Below are 16,356 nucleotides of genomic sequence, written 5' to 3'. Positions count from 1 at the left end.
GTAAATTTCTGATCACGCATGACCAAGAAGTACATGGCCACATGGAATCCTTCGCGTTCATAGTGTCGCAAAGTCGGGCCCAGCATTCATTGAACGTAACCCTACGAACGAGGAACTCGCCGAGGCCGCGCCGCCGAGGTGGCGCGGACCATGGCTACCGCCAACTCCCGATCTTGCCTGAATCGCCACCTGCCGGGGAATGCTCGTAAGGGACGTCGCGAAGCCGACCAATTCTGGGCCGTATGGGGTAGGCCCTACGCCGCCTGAACGATCTCGACCAGTTCAACCTCGAACACCAGATCCTGCCCGGCTAACGGATGGTTGCCGTCGAGCTTGACGCTGGCGTCGTCCACTTCGACGACTGTTACCGGCATGGGTTGCCCCTCGCGGGTTCTGACCTGCAATCGAGTGCCGATATCAACATTGATGTTGTCTGGCACCTTGGCGCGATCGATGGTCATGACCGCTTCGGGGCGGTGGGGGCCATAGGCTGCGTCGGCGGGAACGGTGACGGTGCTTTTCGCGCCCACCTCCATGCCCTCGACATGGGTTTCAAGACCGGGGATCACCTGTCCTTCACCCAACGTGAATTGCAGCGGTTCGCTGCCGGAAGAATCGAATTGAGTGCCGTCGACTAGGCGTCCATTGTAGTTGATGCGCACGGTGTCGCCATTCTTGGCCTGTGTCATAGCAGTTATCCTTTCGGAAGTTTTTTGGGGGCCGGCCTAAGCTGCCCGTTCTCGATCATCCCCGCACTCAGGAGGTGCACGGCGCGAACCTCTAAAACTAGGGGCCTGGCTGCCGATGTAAACCCAGAGTGCCGATGTGAGGTACGCGGGTATGATCAGCTGGCGTTCGCCGCCGCCTATTCGTGATATCGGCAACCACAATTTTGTTCAGATTGATCCGCGGCCATTTGATCGATCAGTTCGGCGCGCTGATCGTGTGCCGAGGCGCCCACGCCAAGTGGCACAACCTGCATTTATCGATGGCGGCCTCGCTACTACACTCCCACGACCAGCGCCGGATCAAAGGCGCTATTTTCGCCGTCGTAACCGTACGGATTGCAGATTACGCGCGTGCTCCCGATCTCATAGTCGCAGCTGTCGTGAGTATGTCCGTGCACCCACAAAGCTGGATGTCCGTCTTCGATCACGTTTGATAGGTCGCTCGCAAAGGCGGCATTCAGCAAATCACCCTTGAAGCGCGAAGGGATGGACCGTGCGTGCGGCAGGTGATGGGTGACCACGACGGTCTTGACCGGATCGGCTTTCAAAGTGGTTTCGATGAATTTGCGCGACTCCCGATGCATCCGATACGCCGTCCCCGGCAGGAAACGTCGCCATGGATTGCGCTGTTCCGCGATCAGCTTGAAGTCGTTCATGCGCTCGCGAGCATGGAACATTGCGACATGTGGGTGTCCCTCAATCTGGAAGTCGGTCCAAAGCGTGGCGCCGAGGAACCGAACGCCGTCGATCACGACAAAATCGTTCTCCAAAAAATGCACATTCGGGAACTGGGCGGCCGCCCCGCGCCCGTCTTCCAGCCCCTCTTTGATCGAGCCTTTATAGAATTCGTGGTTGCCCGCGACATATACGCAAGGCATCGCCGGCACGACGTTTTTGCCCAACCAGTAAGCGCCGTTGGCGGGCGCGCGACAAAGATCTCCCGCGACGACACAAACGTCTGCATCCGGGATCGTCAGCGGCTGGCGGAGATCGGCAAATTCCAGGTGAAGATCGGAAAACAGCCAGATTTTCATAGGAATAGTTCCGTTGGTTCATTCAGGCGGGGGATCCCTGCCAGGATTCACATCTTAGCCGCTGACGAATCTCCTCCGTCCGATCGACGCGCGACCGGCCCGGTGAGGTCATTCGCTTCCCTGCTTCACTCAGATCGCCGCAGCCCGCCATGATCTTCAGTGCAACCATCGGCCTCTCGTACGAGGCGGGAGACGTCGTCCGCAGACAGGTAACCCGATTGGTCGAGAGCGTCCGCAACTGCATCCAGGACCGCCCTGTTCTTCGCCAGCAACTCCGCGGCGCCCGCCATCGCACGTTCCAGGCGGTTCTTTACGGCGATGAACAGTCCCGGAACTGTCGTGAGCGGGTCATGCGCCCCATCGGGCAGAAACACGGGGCCGTATTCGCCGAAGCCGAACCTCAGCTCCATCTTCTTTGCGAGTTCGGTGGCGTGGGAAAGATCGGAGCCTGGCGCGCCGCCCGCGCCTGCCGAGGGGTTGCCGAGCACCAGCTCTTCGGCGGCACGACCGGCCATCAGCATGACCAAGATATCGTTGCAATGCTCAGGGCTTGTGCCGCTGTCGACGTCGGCGATTTGGGTCAAACCATCCCAATCGCCGATGGAAACGCCGATGACCTCCATGCGGCCAAGCAAAGTAGCGGCGACAGCGTGGCCTGCCTCGTGCACGGCAAGCCTGCGCCGCTCCTCGCGGGAGGGAGGCTCCCTGTTCGAGCGGACCTCTGCCAGAAGGTCATCGAGTTGCAGTTCGCGGCGTCCGCGTCTTGCAGCGCCTCGGGCCCTGCGCACATAAGCCTCGACGTCGGCTCCGGTTGCGCCCCGCGCGGCCAAGGCGACGGGTACCATGTCGGCTTCTGGCAACTGGTTGCCGAGATGATGGCGAAAAATCCCGGCGAGCGCCTTCACGTCCGGCCTTGCTATCGCAATCTCACGATCCAGCCGACCTGCCCGTTTGACCGCCGGGTCGATCATGTCGGGATGGTTGGTTGCCCCTATCACGACAACGCCCGGCCGCTCGTCGACGCCCTGCAGCAGCTCCAGGAACAAATTGACGATCTGGGACCAGTACTCGACATAGTCCCCGCTCAAGCGCGCCCTGTCGGAAATGCCATCGAGCTCATCAATGAACAAGATGCAGGGCGCTAGTTGGCGCGCCCGTGCGAAAACATCCTTGATCGCCTGTAGCGTGCCCGACAGGTAGCTTGCCGCACTCCAGTCAGCGACGCTGGTCGCGACGAGCGGCACACGTGCCGACTTTGCGAGCGCCCGAGCATAGCTCGTCTTGCCTACGCCCGGAGGACCGGAAAGCAGCAGCCCGCGATTATCCACTTCGTCCCACTTGATGCGCCCTGCTTTGTAGTCCGCGAAATCGGCGACCAGTTCGATGCCCCAGTCCTTTGCTGTTCCGTAGCCGTCGAGGTCCTCGAGCGCTGGTCCGTCTGAATGGAACTCTCCCTTCCCCGCGACGAGATCTTCGAGCCTTACGACGCAGTCTTCGGGGCTGCGGTCCGGCCGCAACGCAAGCACCAGATCGGCGATGTCGAGCAGCCGGATGGCCGCTGCATCGATCGATCGCTCCGGCCGCTTGCCCGTGACTGCCTCGATGACGAGCAGCAGGGCGCTCTGATCGATTTCCGGCAAGACCAGATGGAACTCCGCCGATCGCATCAGGTCGCGTGGCAGCTGCCGCCGTGGATCGGGCGCGATGCCGATGATCGTCGAACGCGCATGCAGCGCGTCGGCGACGGAGTCGTTGCCGGAGTCGGGCTTATGGCTCTTTTCGGTTCCGTCCCTGGCGACGATCAGCACGTCGTCCTGTCCCGGCCTCGATTGGCGGCCGTTGGTCACAATGGAACGCTCGTCCGGGAGGGCGCAGACTTCGATCACCTTTTGGACAGACGCAACACGGTCGGGCGTATGGGTGGCGATGGTGACCACCGGAGCTCCGCGCCGCAATGTCCGTGTCAACCCGGGCTCGGCCTCGACGGCGCGGGCCGTCAGCACTGCCACGGCCGCGAGGTCGGGACGGACCGATACGCGTTCTTCAGCTGGCGTGTCCATCAGGTCGTCGAGAAGGATTTCGACGGGATCGGACGGATCGCCAGACCCAGCTCGCAACATGGGCCTGGAGTTCACGCCCTCTTGGCGGGCGAGGATATCAAGATACGCCCTCGCCAGGAGATCAGACTGGATGACGTTCGATTTGTTGGCGACAGCCGACTTCGGCGTGGAACCGGACATTACGTTCTCCGATCACAGGGCATTGAACAGCCCTCGGCACAGCACGGCATCTCCAGCCAAGTCGCCGCCGGCGTCCGAAGCAGCAGAGGATCCGCCCTGCAGGGCAAGGCACTCGGGGTCTTCACGTCAGGTCCTCCGTGTCGATCACGAGGTCCCACTGAAAATCGTTGTCGCGCTCGCTGGCGACCGCAAGGTACCCAAACGGATTGCAGACGATCCGCGTTCGGCCAACCTTGACGTCAGAGTAGTGATGCGTATGGCCGCAGACCCAGAGTGCCGGCGCCGCGTCTGAAGTCAGGATACTTTCGAATGCCTCCTTGCTGCAGGCAAACAGGTAGTTGCTTTCCCTGCCGACGTAAGCCGCAGGTGTACAATGCGGGTGAGGCAGATGGTGCGTGACGACAACCGTCTTGCCATCGAACGGGATCGCCAGCTGGCGCTCGATGAATCCGCGGGTCAGCAGGTGGAAACCGAGCATAACCTGCGGCGACAGCTGCTCGCCGTCGCCAAGCCAGATTCTCGAGAAATCCGCCAATTGAGCGAGTGCCGATTGCATCCGCCTCCGAACGCCGACCTCGTTCACCAAGTACATTCGGAAATCGGTCCACAACGTGCCGCCGACAAACCGCACGCCGCCGAGTTCCGCAGTGTCGTCGTCGAGGACATGAAACGGCTGCGCCCAGGACCTCGACGCCTCGGCCGCCTGTTTCATCAGACGGTGATCCGAAGGCTTCGTTCGCGGCGGACGAGCTCCGCGATTGCTGTAGAACTCGTGATTGCCCGGCACGAAGATCACCGGCACGCCGTATCGATGCACGATGTCGAAGGCGTGTCGCTCGACATCGGGAGCATAGGACAGGTCGCCTGCGCAAACGATCGCATCAACGCCGTCGGGAGCAGCAGAGGGCAGCGCGATTTCCTGCATCTCGAGATGGAGGTCGGACCAGATCCAGAGTTTCATTTGGATCCTCGATCGGTCGAGGGCTTGGCCCCCGACATATCGATACCGTCGCGATCGGCTACTGATCGGCAGTTCTTCTGGTCCGATGTTCCGACGGAGTCCTGGAGTTCTGTGGAGCCTGCGACCCGGTCGGCGTCGGACGAAAGACGTTCGGAGAGCGGGATTCCTGTTTGCGGAGCGGTCACCATCTCACGAATCCTTCGAGACACATCCGAAGCTTCCGGGCCAGCAACGGGCGATTGTGACGTCTGGCCTGTGGATGTTCTCCGAGCAACTCGGTTTGGGAAGAACAGAGTCCCGGTGGTATCAGCTGGGAAGGCCGGTCAGTGATGCCCTGTGGTCAATCCGGTGAGGCAAAGGGTCGGGCGAAGCGCCAAACGCCATTCCTCCAGGATCGGCGCATCACGTGTGGCGCTCGACGCCGGGCGCTTGTTGAGACTAACGTGCCAAAGGTCGGCGACCAGAGCCTCAAGCCGGACTCTTTCCTCCCCGAAAGCTGTCAGATCAAGATCGATGTTTGGTCCAAAGCGCAGCATGACGTCTCTCTTCTCGCATCGCTCATAGGGCCGCGTCCATTTGCGGTCCGCCACCTTCTGCTCGCCCCCTAACTCGCTCTTACCCGCAGTGCCCGAATCGCCGACTTTCCGGCGTGAGATCGGGATCGCGTCCCCGGTGTGGTCACTATGTACCTGATTCGAATCCTTACGTCCATAATTTGGTACATAATGTCCCAATTGTTGACACGAAGTTCGCTACTCGCTTCGTTGGCCGATGGAGTCCTTTTCCGATACCATCCGGATGATGCGGGTAGCGAGGGCGCTGCTGGAACTCAGCCAGGAAGACCTGGCCGAGCGCGCGGGGGTTGGCCGTCAGACGATCGTCAGGATCGAAGCTGGCGGAAAGGGGGTTGCGTTCGACGTAGTGGACAGGGTTCGAACAGCGCTCGAGAAAGCCGGGGTGGTATTTCTGCCGTCTACTGCCGACCACGGTCCTGCCATTGCGATGCGGAAGCCGGACGCAAGAAAGTGAGATCGGACCCGCAACGTCGGCAGGTGACAGCAATAGGCCTGCCTCGCCGCCACCGACTAGCGGCTTTCCATGGCGCGCCGGAGCGCAGAACGAAGAAGATTCCATTTAGCACACGCCGATTGTCAACGCGTGGCACTTCTCTCGGCTGTTGGGTAGCAGCGGCTCGATCACGCGCCACTCGAAGTCGATCGAGGTCATATCTGCTCATGGTGAGCCTGAATCAGTATCCAGCGCGGCATGCGCGACCTACCGGAACGCTATGGGCCAAGAACGACCTGCTACAACCCCTTCGTACGAAGGCGGAACGCAGGCGTTCGGGACCTGATGATGAACGACTCTGACTCCGTTAGTCCTGGTTCGAATCCAGGTTCCCCAGCCTCTTGATTTCATAAGTTCCTTCGCCCTTTCCCAGAAATCAGAAATATCTTTGAATAGGGCAGGAATAGGAAATGCCCGGCCTCTTGTGGGCTCTGGTCTTGAAAACCGTTGCAAAGCGAGGAAGAAACCGCAGAAGTCTGGTATCAGACGGGGATCGAGATCTGGAAAATATCACGTAAATATCACATTTGGAGCGATGGCCGAGTGGTTTAAGGCAGAAGTCTTGAAAACTTCCGTACCGGGAACGGTACCGTGGGTTCGAATCACACTCGCTCCGCCAGTACCCGCGACACGCAGATCAGCGAACTGCTACTTGGGCAAGCCGTCGACAAGGAACAACCGCCCAACAACGAGATACCCGGAGGAAGATCCATGTCGGACGGGACGTTAAACAAACCGCGTCGGTGGTCGATCTCCGCTCTTTTGGCGCTCCTGAAGATGTCCTCGATTAGAGCCTTCATCTTCGCCGCCGGATTCTCTTCGTTTGCCGCCGCGGCATTAGGCGCCGAGCTACAGCGAAGCTGTATCGAGCCCCCTGCGACCGTTATCGAGCTTACGGGCATTAACACCAAGCATGCGCGGGCCAGGGCAAAGTTCAGCGAACCGGATATCGTTAAGGCGTGCCATGAAGGCTACGTGGACCAAGGCAGCTTCTCGTCACCGGAAAAGTGCATTCGAGAAACGAAGGTGGCCCTCCTTGGCGACGAAATTAGCGCGGAGGCAAATTGCACCAAGGGCACCCTCAGGTTGGGGGAAATGACCTTCAAAATGCCCGTCGAGGCGAACTGTGCATCCGGCGGGATCTTCGCCGCGCCAGCTTTCACAATGCTCTGCCCCAAATATCGAGGCAGGGTCGTGAAACCGTGAGGAAGGCAATTGCGCCCGGCGCACGCCGCCGAGCTGGCTGGTAGATCGATGGAGTTTATCTTATGACGCAACAGCTAACCGACCCTGCCGTTGGACTGGTATCGTTCCAGAAAGCCCTTGCAGATGGGGAGATTTTTCCTGAGCACTGCAAACTAGACCCTGATCTTTACGTGTTGCTAGATCAGCCCGCTGGGAGTCCTCGGTTCACTTACGCGCGCATCCAAAAAGATGGCACGGTAACAGCAATCGCCATCTTGGCGGTGGCTGAGCCTATGCAAGGGCTCCCGTGTTTCCAGCTCGGATACGCTGTTCCCGAGCAATGTCGAAACCAAGGACGCGCGAAAGAGGTGGTCACAGCAGCCCTTGCAGAGCTCAAGCATGGCTTTGCCAATGCAAACGTCCACACATTCTTTGTGGAGGCTGTCGTCGGTGCCGACAATCCAGTCTCGCAAGCAGTAGCCGCAGCGACGATCTCAAACCAGCCGGAAGCTGGCATCGACAAATTTGCTGAAGTGCCAGTGCTGCAATATGTGCGCAAATTCGAACCAACTGCCGTCTAAGCGGGGAACCGGCCCGCAGCCTTTCGACGGCGGGTACGGCACCGTCACGTCAGCCCCAGTGCTTCCGTGAGAGCAAGAATTGTGATATCAGAGTTTTATGCCAGAGCAAGAAACCGTGGTATCAAAGAAACGCGGCCCCGCCCCAACCGGAAAGGGCGTGCCGATCATGGTCCGCTTGCAGCCGGACTTGCTCGACGGCGTCGATCAATTCGTTGCCGAGCATGACGTCACGCGGCCGGAAGCCGTTCGGCTGATCGTTCGTGACTGGTTGCGCCGCCACCAGGTGCTTCAAGGCCGAGTGAACTGCCGGGCGTTCGGTTTCCGAAAACACGCCTTTTCAGGCCGGCGTCCGTGCGGTCTGAGTAGGCCACCGAAACAGCGGTTCGGCGTCGACACGGCTCCGCTTCTCCTCGTTTAGCCAAACAGCCCACCGGCCTACCGAGACAGTGTATCCACGCGGCGCGGCGGCTTCCGCCTGCATCGTGGAAAAATTGAAATGTGATGGCGGCGAACGAGTGTCTCCGGGCTCACGGCCGAGCCTAATGATCGGGGCGCTGCCGGCGATTGTCACGATGCCTGGCCTCGAACCATCCTCCTCGAATCCACTACCAGCCGCCGCCGCATCCGGCATCTCGACTTCGAATATCCATTTCGATCCGAGATTGATGCAGTCGTTGTGGCTGTTGATCACCCTGAGATTTGGCGGGTCCTGGTCTGATGGTCGAAGGACTGCCAGCACCGCGAGATGGTCGCCTTGATCGCTGATGAAATGCGATAGCACGGCATAGGCCGGTCGCTGCCGCTCTGAAGAGCTCAGCGCGATGAGATCGCCCTTCTCGCAATCCTTGAGAAGCCCTGTGCGAAACGGATTAATCAACTGCATTGTGTTGGCTCCCTCTAGGGGACCAAACATCATCAGCTTGAGGTATCGTCAAGTGCGAAACAAGGTCGAGTTGCTGTAGTGGGATGCCGGGCTGTCGCCCGCCCGCCTTTATCCGTCGCCGCTTCGTGTTCTCCTGCCCGCGCCTGGTTCTACGGCTTGCGAGACTTGAACAGAGACTCGGTCGACGTTGTATATGGAAACGCCGCCGCCTTGGGCTTTGGTGGGGTCGAACAGAGCCAAGTTGATGCCGTCACTGACTGAGCTGCGATAAACAACACCGTCGAAGCCGCTCTTTTTGATGAATTCGCAAAGATACTGGCTGGGGATGTAATCGATCGCGGCGCCCGACGGCAGCACGGGTCGGGTCAGCTCCTCACCGAGTCGCTCAAGAAACGGCAGATCTGCGCGCAGCTGGCCGATGGCGCCGGCATCTTCGAGGATGAAGGGAGACACAAGCTTGCGCGGATTGCGCAGATCGACAGCCTGGATTTCCGGAATTGTGAAGTCCGCGACACAGGCGACCTCGCCTGTATGGGGTCGAATTTCTGCGGCCGCCGTCTCTGGCATTGATCCCAGGTAAAGATACGGGATGCCTGCCGGATTGGCGCGACCGTGCGACGCCAGGCGCTTGGGTGGCGCGCCCATCTTGTCGATTTCATAGATTTCATCGCCGGCGCGAATCCTGGCGCGAAACCATTTCCGTGGCAGATCTGCGGCCGGGAGATGGTCGAGGAGCTGGCGCAAGCGGTCAGTATCAAGGCTCATGTCCAGGAACCAACGATTCCGGTACATCATCTCGTCGCGCAGCGTCTCCCACTGCACCAGCCCTTCGCTTTTGTAGCTGGGCGATGGCACGAACGACGCGCGCACAATCTCGCCGTCGTCGAGTATCTCGGCGAGCAACTCCTTGGCGTGCGCGACGTCCATAGCTGGATGTGAGAACAGCTGCCAGTCCCCCTTCATCCACTCGGCGAGCGACTTGCCGTTCTCGCTTCGCTCATAGACGTTAACGACCAGCCCGAAAAAGGGTGCCAGCGCCAGCGGCTCGAGGAGGTCAACGTCGGGCGTGCCGCAGAAACTGCAGGTGCCGTGCTCAGGACCAAGGAATGGGAAGATCTGCTCACGAAGGCCGCGATCGTCGAAGCATTCCGGGCAGCATCGCCGTTTGGACATTTCCAGTCTCAGCCCAGATAGCCGGCGAGCGTCTCGATATGATGCTTCATCGCGAGTTTCTTAACATGACCGAGGCCAGGGAAGTGGCCCTTCGCATGGAGGTCGCGAAACTCCTTGATCGCATCGGTCTCAAGCAGCTTGGAGTTTCCGGTGTTGAGCTTGTCGATGAGCTTCTTGAGCGCTTGCGCGAACTTGCCTGCCGGGTCGGTAGGCGTGTCGTTCGATGTCGAGACGAAGTGATAGATGTACATCACGTCGTCCTTGTCGGGATCAATGAAGGTGAGGTGGATCGCAACCGCATAGGCCGGGCCGCCGCTCTCGGAATAGCTATCCCCCACGACCAGGAAATCGCCAAAGCCGGCCATGTTCAGATCGCTGCTGTAAGTGAGGTGTAGCTCGGAGAATTCCTCGACAGGGGTCTTCGCATATTCAGCATTTTTTAGACGCTTGAAGCCATCGCGTATGAGAACGCGCGTGCTGCCGTCGAAATGTTTGCGATAGAGCGTGTTCGCGTGTTCCTCGATGAACACATGCTGCGAAGCCGGCAGGTCTTCGCCGAGATATTCGGCCAGCGCCTTCTGTGACGTGAACCCAGCATGCACAAATGTCGGATTGTGGTCCTTATGAGCTTCACAGGCGGCTATCGCCTGGGCCAAGGTCGTGTTGCTGCGCAGTAGGATGCCAGCAGAGATCGCGTCATTGCCGATATAGTCGGCCTGCAGCACTTTGGTTATGCCGACGCCATCTTCCTGATGGTCGCCGTGATAGGGATTGACGATTACGATCGCTCGACCTCCGGCATCGCTGATCGTCTGCAGCGTCCTCTCGAGGCCCTTCAGGGCTTCCTTCACCGGCTCGATGATCGGCACGAAGCCGGCACCGGCCATCAGCCCGGCCGTCTCCCGGATCGTGATCAGTTCGAATTGCTTCCCCCGAAAATAAGGATTGTACATACGCGCTACGCCCAAGCCATCGCCGCATCGAGCGGTGTCGCCACGGCTTCGACGAGCCGGCCATGATCCGAGCGGCGCACCGGCACAGACAGGGCCGCGGCATGAAGTGACGCCGGGAGCTGATCGACTAGATCGCTGAGCGACGCAAGACTGCGGGTGCGCTTGAGAGTGCTCACCATCTCGCTGTGGAGCGGAGCGGGCTCGAGCTTGGCGAAAAGGTCGCGCATGACGCCATGGCGCTGTGTGTTTGGCACTGCCGGCACGTCGAAGCCGAGCGCTTTCAGAATTGCCGCCGCCTCTGCCGACCGGAGCGATTCGAACACGGTCACCGGGCAGATGCGATCGGGTCGGTCGATCGCCTCTCGCTCGACTGAGACATGATAGCGCCGGGATAGGCACATGATCCCAACCTCGCCGGGGACGACCTGGCGCACGCCCTCTATGTGATCTTCGCTCGCGATGACGTTCACTGTCGCGAAGACCCTCTGGTAGTTCTGAACCTGGTTCGCCAGCCGTGCCAGTGAGTCCCGCTCCGACTTGATCTCATAGACCGTGGCGGTCCCATTGAGGATCACGAGATCAGCCTTGCACGTCCCGGCCCGAAACTCATTCAGCATGGATGCAGTGCGCAGCGAGTGCTTGCCCATCAATATTTTTTGGGTAAGTGCCGAACGGTAGACATACTCGTTGCGCATGCCGGCAGTCTTCAGCACGGCGAAAGCTGCTTCGAACGCATCGCCGATCGTGGCATGGCTTTGACAGGGCGCCACGTCCACCGTGTGGCCCAACAGGCGCATCAAAAGCGGAGATCGCCCCTTCTTCGCCAGTTCACCGAACACGGTCGACGAAAACAGGCGCGTCAGTGCCGACAGCTGCGTCGTATTGAGTTCCACTTTCCCCCACGATCTGCCGGACTCAGCTTGCAGATTATCCGTTAGTCTACCTCAGACCGTCTATTATGGGAATCCGGCAAGATTTGAGTGTGCGAAGTACATTTTGTGGCCTTCTCCGTATCGGCAGCAGCCCAAACAATCAACCTTTGCCTTTCGGGCGATCGTCCGGGAAAAAGAGGTTGAACACAAAGAGACCGGCCAGAAAGACCACGAAGCTGATTAGGAACCCTTGGACCGTCATTCCGAAAAAATAGACCAGGACGAACACAGCGGCGAACAGTCCAAGGACGATTCCCATAGCGCCAAAAAACACCGATGCCCCAACTAGGACGATGACAATGACAAGCAAAAGGAAAATCGCCATCCCCTCTACACTTTCGCCTTACGCCAGCCCGCCCACCACGCTTCCCATTGCGAGCAGAACCAGCGCTCGCCTCGGGTTGGATTGATGCGCGTCGCCAGATAGTATTCCTGGCCTGGCATGTGATAGATGCGCTCGCCCCGCTCGTTGATGTTGCCCTTGATGTCGCAGCCCACCTTGCGAACGGCAGAGTTGCTGGTCGACGAACCGTAGGAATGAACTCGGGGCAGATCATGCCGGACATCGACGGCAAAATAGGCCGCGGAAGTGACAGCGAGCATCACCAGAACTGTGCCGAGACGATAGCGCAGAAGCGAGCGCCACCAAGGCCGTCGCCTCCGCAACCTGTTAGCATGAACAGAAGTGCCCATGACCCCTTCCCTTAAGGGAAGAATGCGTCCTCTGACGATGAGAGTCCAGCGTCACGCCGCGGCGCTGTGGTGCACCTATCAGGTATCCAACCGCGCAGTGCAAAACCGACCTTAGCGCGCGCCTACGCCGGATCGTCTCGCCAAATCGGCACGCGATTGATTTTGATCGCTACTAGTCGCCGAATCCGGAGCCCCACTGCCTCGCGCCCAGTTGGGGCAAACGCTACAACATCGAGCGAACCGTGATCCTTGCCGTTCTCGCATTTCATACGGCGCGCCAAAGAGTCGACATCTACATCGCCAAAAATCTGGATGAGGTCATCTGGAAAATAGTTGCAGAGCCGCTTGCAGTATCGGCACGTCACGCGGACCAAGCGCCGGCCATCGTTGAGATTGGACAGCGGGTAGTCCCGTCGTTTGGGTGCGTAGGTCTCCGGCATGCCCTGAAATGAGGAACATATTCCTGTCAGGTCAAGGGGCTCTTGACTCTTTCGTTCTCTTTTTGTTCACTAACGGCAAATTGGAGACCCAGCCATGAAACCTATCATCGCCACCGAATCCGAACAGCCCGAGCTTTACGCCCTGGTAAAGCGTGAGCGTCCAGCGATTGACAGGGCGGTCGACAGGATGGCCAAGCAGATGCGTGGCCTGTCCGATGTTAGTCAGAAAGTGGCCATTGCCCAGCTTACCGCAACCTGGTCCTTGGCGAACTATCCCGACGACCCCGATCTTGCGTTATCTCTGTCGGAGGCCATACGCCATCAGACCGACATCTATCTCCGGGAAATCACGAAGGCCGACGTTCGCCACTGATCGAGATTTCTGCGGGCAACTAGGGGTAAGACATGTGCGGTCGCTACACCCGATATCTGTCATGGTCGGAAATCCACCGCCTCTACCGGCTGACGGCGCCCGCTGAGGTCGGCCGCAATGACGCTCCACGCTACAACATAGCGCCTACCGACGAGGTGCCGTTCATCACCGCCGGCGATGACGGCAACCACAGGCTCCGAACCGGCCGCTGGTGGCTGGTGCCTTTCTGGGCGAAGGAAATGCCCAAAGCGGCGATGTTCAATGCTCGGATCGAAGGCGTCGACACGACGCCTGCGTTTCGAGATGCCTTCAAGTCGAGGCGCTGCCTGATCCCAGCCGATGGCTACTATGAATGGACGATATCGCCGGCAGACGGGAAGAAGGATCCATGGTTCATTTTTCAGCCCGATCACGCTCCGTTCTCATTTGCTGGCCTGTGGGCTTACAATTCCAATCTCGAAATCACCAGTTGCACCATCATCACCGAGCCGTCAGCGGCGCCGGTCAATCAGATCCACGACCGCCAGCCGCTCATCCTCGGTCCAGCCTACTACGACGCCTGGCTCGATCCCAAGACGCCAGCCGGCGACCTGAAGGACATCCTCAGTCAGGACATCGACGCGAACCTGCAATTCTACCGCGTCGGCCGGGAGGTCAACGCGGCGGCCATCAACAAGCAGCCCAATGACTACGCAGGGCTGATCGAACCAATCAAGCTGCTATGAGCGACGAATTCAGACTGCCCAGGCAGGACCATGTCACTCCGCCGGGCATCCAGCATCACTTCTGTGAGCACTCGGGTTGCGGCTGAGACGCCGGCTGGGGTTTCGCGAAGCCAAGGCAGGCACCCCATTGGTTCTGTTTCGAGCACCGCGGCGACGGCGAGCGGTTCCTCTAGGAGATTTGAATGTCGGACAACGTGCTGCCTACCCCCGCAAAGCCGAAGCTGATTGTGGTCGTTGCGTTTGATCGAGGCGACGACGGCGAGCTTTTCACGGCATATGGTCCGGCAGACCAGCAGAGCGAAGACCGCGCGATCCGCACTGCCAAGGGCCTTTCAGCCGGTCATGTCGGCGTCATAGCATGGAGCCGTGACGCAGACCCTGCACTGGGTGACTACGGGCCGCCCACGACGCTGTTCGTCAGTGGCGAAGTTCCAGATATGGAATGAACTCTCTTGTATGCGCCTTGTGCTAGTGTCCCAATAGTCGCGGCTGGCTGGCTGAAGGCCCGACGCTAAGCAGAATGCCAGCCTCCGGCTTTGCGCCGGATCGACATGGCTACCCGCCCTCCTCGCGGAAATCCTGCAGCGAGGCGCGGCGCAAATCTTCCTCGCCGCGCAGGTGCTTCACGGTGGCGATAAGCCCAGGCTTGACCCATTGAGTGGCCGGGCGCTTCATGCCCTTTGGCGCCGGTCCTGCGTGCTGCTGGACGCGCTGCCAGAGCCGTTCGCGCATCTCCCGGTTCAAAGTTATGAAAGCCGAGCCGATATAGCGGCCAGTGCCTCGCTCGGCCATCAGGGCAAAGGCCGGCTTACCGGGCTCGCGCTCGACGCCCAGCAGTTCATATTCGACGATGCTGTAGGCCTTCGTTTTCAGCCAGGCAGTCGAGTTGCCGCTCCGGTATTTACTGTCTTTGCGCTTCGAAACCATGCCCTCAAGGCCGGCCTGATCGACCAGATGGAAGATCGCCTTGGCATCGCCCGGCAGAGCCTGGCTGAACTGGATGCGACCGCCTTCCGGTATCAACTCGGCCAGGATCTCGCGGCGATCCTCTAGCGGCATGTCGCGCAAATCGTGGCCGTTAAGGTGCAGCAGATCAAAGGCGACGAAATAGAGGTCGTACTGGCGCCGTGCGATGGCCTTGCGCAACTCGCTGAAGTCCGACAGGCCAGCATCGTTGAGAACGATGATCTCGCCGTCGATGATTGCGCTTTCCACCTCGAGCTCGCCGGCCGCCATGGCGAGGTCGCGGTATTTCGACGTCCAGTCGAGACCGCGCCTGGTGAAGATGCGCACGCCGTCCGGCGTCCCTGACGATCTGCGAGCGATAGCCGTCAAATTTTATTTCGTGGATCCATCCGTCGCCCTCGGGCGGCTTCTCCACCAAGGTCGGCATCAGAGGTGCAATGAACGACAACCGGACCCCACCACCGGCACGCTTACGCATCGGAACTTCCCGCAACTCGAATTTGATTCAATATCGCAGAGCTGTTTCCGTTCCGTTAGCTGTCGCTAAAAAAGCATCCCGGCGAGCCCCGCCAGCGCCATCCATCACGCGGTCATAGTTCGATCTCGCCATGCATGACACCGCCACACATGATCCGCGCAAGGTCGCAACGATCCCCTCCGGTGTTCGGCGCGCATCGACATGCAACAGGCTGGGCCTTCCCATTTCAACGCCCTTGTGGATTTTGAAACTGGCTTCCTGCGCGCCCGGCTCGAGCGATAACAGCAAGCAGGCGAGCGGCGTGTTGGCACTTCCTGTGGCTGGATTTCCCAGGTTCCGGAAAGTGGCGCAAACATCCTCGCGCGGAGCGTACTTCCCTCTTTGGTATAGACGTGGACGGGAAAGCGGCTGCCGAACTGCGGATGGGCATCTAGTGCTTCGCGGAACGCAGCTAGATTGGGATCGCAACATGACAGCGCCTCGCCTGTAATTTCCGCAACGACAAAGGCGTTGCCGTTTGAGACTGATACGGGCGCGTGGTGCGTTGTCACCACGTCAGCCGGCGTCAATTGCAGCCGCACGAGCGATGAACTCAAGTGCAACCGTTTCTCCGATAGTCAACGGTTGGGGAGGCATCGATAGCGTCGCCGACCGGTGCGCCATTGGCATCGCGCTCGATCTGAACGCGCACAATCCCGGGAATCTCGTTCGGTTGAAGATACGGACGCGGCGGGCTGACATTATTTGGGTCGGCAGGCGCCAAGACAAAGGTCGTCTCGCTTAGATTGAATTCAGCAGCTATCGCCTGCATCGTCCCATCATCCAGCGCATCGCCGCCGATTACGACGGCGAGAGGATTGCCGCCGAAGCGAGTGCCGGTGAACACGTCGATCGTGAAGAACGGCAAATTTGGCATGCATCGGTCCAGTCTGTTCGGCAGAGC

The 16,356-nt window shown here is 59.7% G+C and carries 19 protein-coding genes, 1 tRNA gene and 3 pseudogenes; 8 read left to right on the top strand and 15 right to left on the bottom strand.

Annotated elements, in window-relative coordinates; all coding sequences use genetic code 11:
• Positions 1 to 254 precede the first annotated feature (254 nt).
• The 5 genes from HGP13_RS19200 to HGP13_RS19180 all read right to left on the bottom strand — a co-directional run bounded on the left by HGP13_RS19200 (position 255) and on the right by HGP13_RS19180 (position 5,499).
• Entirely contained in the window at positions 255 to 689 is a 435-nt protein-coding gene (locus HGP13_RS19200) for a peptidylprolyl isomerase (RefSeq protein ID WP_172228191.1), read from the bottom strand.
• Positions 690 to 1,003: 314 nt separating this feature from the next.
• Positions 1,004 to 1,762, bottom strand: coding sequence for a metallophosphoesterase (locus HGP13_RS19195; RefSeq protein ID WP_172228189.1), 759 nt, complete (start codon positions 1,760 to 1,762; stop codon positions 1,004 to 1,006).
• Positions 1,763 to 1,887: 125 nt separating this feature from the next.
• The gene (locus HGP13_RS19190; protein WP_172228187.1) at positions 1,888 to 4,002 is read right to left on the bottom strand and encodes an AAA family ATPase; all 2,115 of its coding nucleotides are present in this window, start codon (positions 4,000 to 4,002) and stop codon (positions 1,888 to 1,890) included.
• Between the two features lie 121 nt (positions 4,003 to 4,123).
• A complete protein-coding gene (locus tag HGP13_RS19185) occupies positions 4,124 to 4,963 on the bottom strand; it encodes a metallophosphoesterase (RefSeq protein ID WP_172228185.1) in 840 nt (279 codons plus the stop codon).
• A gap of 323 nt (positions 4,964 to 5,286) precedes the next feature.
• Positions 5,287 to 5,499: a hypothetical protein gene (locus tag HGP13_RS19180; RefSeq protein WP_172228183.1), complete on the bottom strand. Its 213-nt coding sequence runs from the start codon at positions 5,497 to 5,499 to the stop codon at positions 5,287 to 5,289.
• Positions 5,500 to 5,734: 235 nt separating this feature from the next.
• Between HGP13_RS19180 and HGP13_RS19175 the strand changes: the two genes are divergently transcribed.
• Positions 5,735 to 5,992, top strand: coding sequence for a helix-turn-helix domain-containing protein (locus HGP13_RS19175; protein WP_172228181.1), 258 nt, complete (start codon positions 5,735 to 5,737; stop codon positions 5,990 to 5,992).
• Positions 5,993 to 6,059: 67 nt separating this feature from the next.
• Here HGP13_RS19175 and HGP13_RS19170 read toward each other — a convergent pair.
• A pseudogene (locus tag HGP13_RS19170) lies at positions 6,060 to 6,200 on the bottom strand (transposase); the annotation flags it as partial.
• A gap of 32 nt (positions 6,201 to 6,232) precedes the next feature.
• On the opposite strand from HGP13_RS19170, the pseudogene HGP13_RS19165 reads away from it, so the two are divergent.
• The 4 genes and pseudogenes from HGP13_RS19165 to HGP13_RS19150 form a co-directional block, all read left to right on the top strand.
• Positions 6,233 to 6,325: pseudogene (locus HGP13_RS19165) on the top strand (IS5/IS1182 family transposase); the annotation flags it as partial.
• Between the two features lie 235 nt (positions 6,326 to 6,560).
• A tRNA-Ser gene (locus tag HGP13_RS19160) sits at positions 6,561 to 6,650 on the top strand.
• Complete coding sequence (locus tag HGP13_RS19155; protein WP_172228179.1) at positions 6,623 to 7,237, top strand: hypothetical protein; 615 nt, start codon at positions 6,623 to 6,625, stop codon at positions 7,235 to 7,237. Before HGP13_RS19160 ends, HGP13_RS19155 begins: the two co-directional genes overlap by 28 nt.
• Positions 7,238 to 7,299: 62 nt before the next feature.
• Entirely contained in the window at positions 7,300 to 7,797 is a 498-nt protein-coding gene (locus HGP13_RS19150) for an N-acetyltransferase (RefSeq protein WP_172228177.1), read from the top strand.
• Positions 7,798 to 7,918: 121 nt separating this feature from the next.
• Here HGP13_RS19150 and HGP13_RS19145 read toward each other — a convergent pair whose 3' ends face one another.
• The 7 genes from HGP13_RS19145 to HGP13_RS19115 all read right to left on the bottom strand — a co-directional run bounded on the left by HGP13_RS19145 (position 7,919) and on the right by HGP13_RS19115 (position 12,431).
• Positions 7,919 to 8,128, bottom strand: coding sequence for a hypothetical protein (locus tag HGP13_RS19145; RefSeq protein ID WP_172228175.1), 210 nt, complete (start codon positions 8,126 to 8,128; stop codon positions 7,919 to 7,921).
• A gap of 6 nt (positions 8,129 to 8,134) precedes the next feature.
• Positions 8,135 to 8,680, bottom strand: a complete 546-nt coding sequence (locus tag HGP13_RS19140) for a hypothetical protein (RefSeq protein ID WP_172228173.1) — start codon at positions 8,678 to 8,680, stop codon at positions 8,135 to 8,137.
• A 108-nt stretch (positions 8,681 to 8,788) separates the two neighbouring features.
• The gene (locus HGP13_RS19135; protein WP_127365468.1) at positions 8,789 to 9,853 is read right to left on the bottom strand and encodes an RES family NAD+ phosphorylase; all 1,065 of its coding nucleotides are present in this window, start codon (positions 9,851 to 9,853) and stop codon (positions 8,789 to 8,791) included.
• A gap of 8 nt (positions 9,854 to 9,861) precedes the next feature.
• Positions 9,862 to 10,806, bottom strand: coding sequence for a sce7725 family protein (locus tag HGP13_RS19130; RefSeq protein WP_172228171.1), 945 nt, complete (start codon positions 10,804 to 10,806; stop codon positions 9,862 to 9,864).
• Positions 10,807 to 10,811: 5 nt separating this feature from the next.
• Positions 10,812 to 11,603, bottom strand: coding sequence for a sce7726 family protein (locus HGP13_RS19125; protein WP_210266380.1), 792 nt, complete (start codon positions 11,601 to 11,603; stop codon positions 10,812 to 10,814).
• Between the two features lie 235 nt (positions 11,604 to 11,838).
• Complete coding sequence (locus HGP13_RS19120) at positions 11,839 to 12,063, bottom strand: hypothetical protein (RefSeq protein ID WP_172228169.1); 225 nt, start codon at positions 12,061 to 12,063, stop codon at positions 11,839 to 11,841.
• A gap of 5 nt (positions 12,064 to 12,068) precedes the next feature.
• The gene (locus HGP13_RS19115) at positions 12,069 to 12,431 is read right to left on the bottom strand and encodes a hypothetical protein (RefSeq protein WP_172219737.1); all 363 of its coding nucleotides are present in this window, start codon (positions 12,429 to 12,431) and stop codon (positions 12,069 to 12,071) included.
• Between the two features lie 534 nt (positions 12,432 to 12,965).
• Between HGP13_RS19115 and HGP13_RS19110 the strand changes: the two genes are divergently transcribed.
• The 3 genes from HGP13_RS19110 (at position 12,966) to HGP13_RS19100 (ending at position 14,415) form a co-directional block, all read left to right on the top strand.
• Positions 12,966 to 13,244 (top strand): hypothetical protein, encoded by a 279-nt coding sequence (locus tag HGP13_RS19110; RefSeq protein ID WP_172228167.1) that lies wholly within the window; start codon positions 12,966 to 12,968, stop codon positions 13,242 to 13,244.
• Positions 13,245 to 13,276: 32 nt separating this feature from the next.
• Positions 13,277 to 13,969 (top strand): SOS response-associated peptidase, encoded by a 693-nt coding sequence (locus HGP13_RS19105; RefSeq protein WP_172228165.1) that lies wholly within the window; start codon positions 13,277 to 13,279, stop codon positions 13,967 to 13,969.
• Between the two features lie 182 nt (positions 13,970 to 14,151).
• Positions 14,152 to 14,415 (top strand): hypothetical protein, encoded by a 264-nt coding sequence (locus tag HGP13_RS19100; RefSeq protein WP_172228163.1) that lies wholly within the window; start codon positions 14,152 to 14,154, stop codon positions 14,413 to 14,415.
• A gap of 109 nt (positions 14,416 to 14,524) precedes the next feature.
• On the opposite strand, the pseudogene HGP13_RS19095 reads toward HGP13_RS19100, so the two are convergent.
• Both HGP13_RS19095 and HGP13_RS19085 read right to left on the bottom strand, forming a co-directional pair.
• Positions 14,525 to 15,362: pseudogene (locus HGP13_RS19095) on the bottom strand (ATP-dependent DNA ligase).
• Positions 15,363 to 16,005: 643 nt separating this feature from the next.
• A complete protein-coding gene (locus HGP13_RS19085) occupies positions 16,006 to 16,329 on the bottom strand; it encodes a PhzF family phenazine biosynthesis protein (RefSeq protein ID WP_172228159.1) in 324 nt (107 codons plus the stop codon).
• Between the last annotated feature and the right edge of the window lie 27 nt (positions 16,330 to 16,356).

It is taken from the genome of Mesorhizobium sp. NZP2077, assembly GCF_013170805.1.
Classification (GTDB): domain Bacteria; phylum Pseudomonadota; class Alphaproteobacteria; order Rhizobiales; family Rhizobiaceae; genus Mesorhizobium.
The sequence above is the reverse complement of the archived record's forward strand: the minus strand, read 5'-3'. Positions and strand labels throughout refer to the sequence as shown.

Coding starts and splice junctions, on each gene's coding strand:
- HGP13_RS19150 (WP_172228177.1), top strand. CDS start 7,300: ATGACGCAACAGCTAACCGACCCTGCCGTTGGACTGGTATCGTTCCAG.
- HGP13_RS19105 (WP_172228165.1), top strand. CDS start 13,277: ATGTGCGGTCGCTACACCCGATATCTGTCATGGTCGGAAATCCACCGC.
- HGP13_RS19200 (WP_172228191.1), bottom strand. CDS start 689: ATGACACAGGCCAAGAATGGCGACACCGTGCGCATCAACTACAATGGA.
- HGP13_RS19190 (WP_172228187.1), bottom strand. CDS start 4,002: ATGTCCGGTTCCACGCCGAAGTCGGCTGTCGCCAACAAATCGAACGTC.
- HGP13_RS19195 (WP_172228189.1), bottom strand. CDS start 1,762: ATGAAAATCTGGCTGTTTTCCGATCTTCACCTGGAATTTGCCGATCTC.
- HGP13_RS19125 (WP_210266380.1), bottom strand. CDS start 11,603: ATGCGCCTGTTGGGCCACACGGTGGACGTGGCGCCCTGTCAAAGCCAT.
- HGP13_RS19140 (WP_172228173.1), bottom strand. CDS start 8,680: ATGCAGTTGATTAATCCGTTTCGCACAGGGCTTCTCAAGGATTGCGAG.
- HGP13_RS19130 (WP_172228171.1), bottom strand. CDS start 10,806: ATGTACAATCCTTATTTTCGGGGGAAGCAATTCGAACTGATCACGATC.
- HGP13_RS19120 (WP_172228169.1), bottom strand. CDS start 12,063: ATGGCGATTTTCCTTTTGCTTGTCATTGTCATCGTCCTAGTTGGGGCA.
- HGP13_RS19180 (WP_172228183.1), bottom strand. CDS start 5,499: ATGCTGCGCTTTGGACCAAACATCGATCTTGATCTGACAGCTTTCGGG.
- HGP13_RS19085 (WP_172228159.1), bottom strand. CDS start 16,329: ATGCCAAATTTGCCGTTCTTCACGATCGACGTGTTCACCGGCACTCGC.
- HGP13_RS19110 (WP_172228167.1), top strand. CDS start 12,966: ATGAAACCTATCATCGCCACCGAATCCGAACAGCCCGAGCTTTACGCC.
- HGP13_RS19115 (WP_172219737.1), bottom strand. CDS start 12,431: ATGGGCACTTCTGTTCATGCTAACAGGTTGCGGAGGCGACGGCCTTGG.
- HGP13_RS19185 (WP_172228185.1), bottom strand. CDS start 4,963: ATGAAACTCTGGATCTGGTCCGACCTCCATCTCGAGATGCAGGAAATC.
- HGP13_RS19175 (WP_172228181.1), top strand. CDS start 5,735: ATGGAGTCCTTTTCCGATACCATCCGGATGATGCGGGTAGCGAGGGCG.
- HGP13_RS19135 (WP_127365468.1), bottom strand. CDS start 9,853: ATGTCCAAACGGCGATGCTGCCCGGAATGCTTCGACGATCGCGGCCTT.
- HGP13_RS19100 (WP_172228163.1), top strand. CDS start 14,152: ATGTCGGACAACGTGCTGCCTACCCCCGCAAAGCCGAAGCTGATTGTG.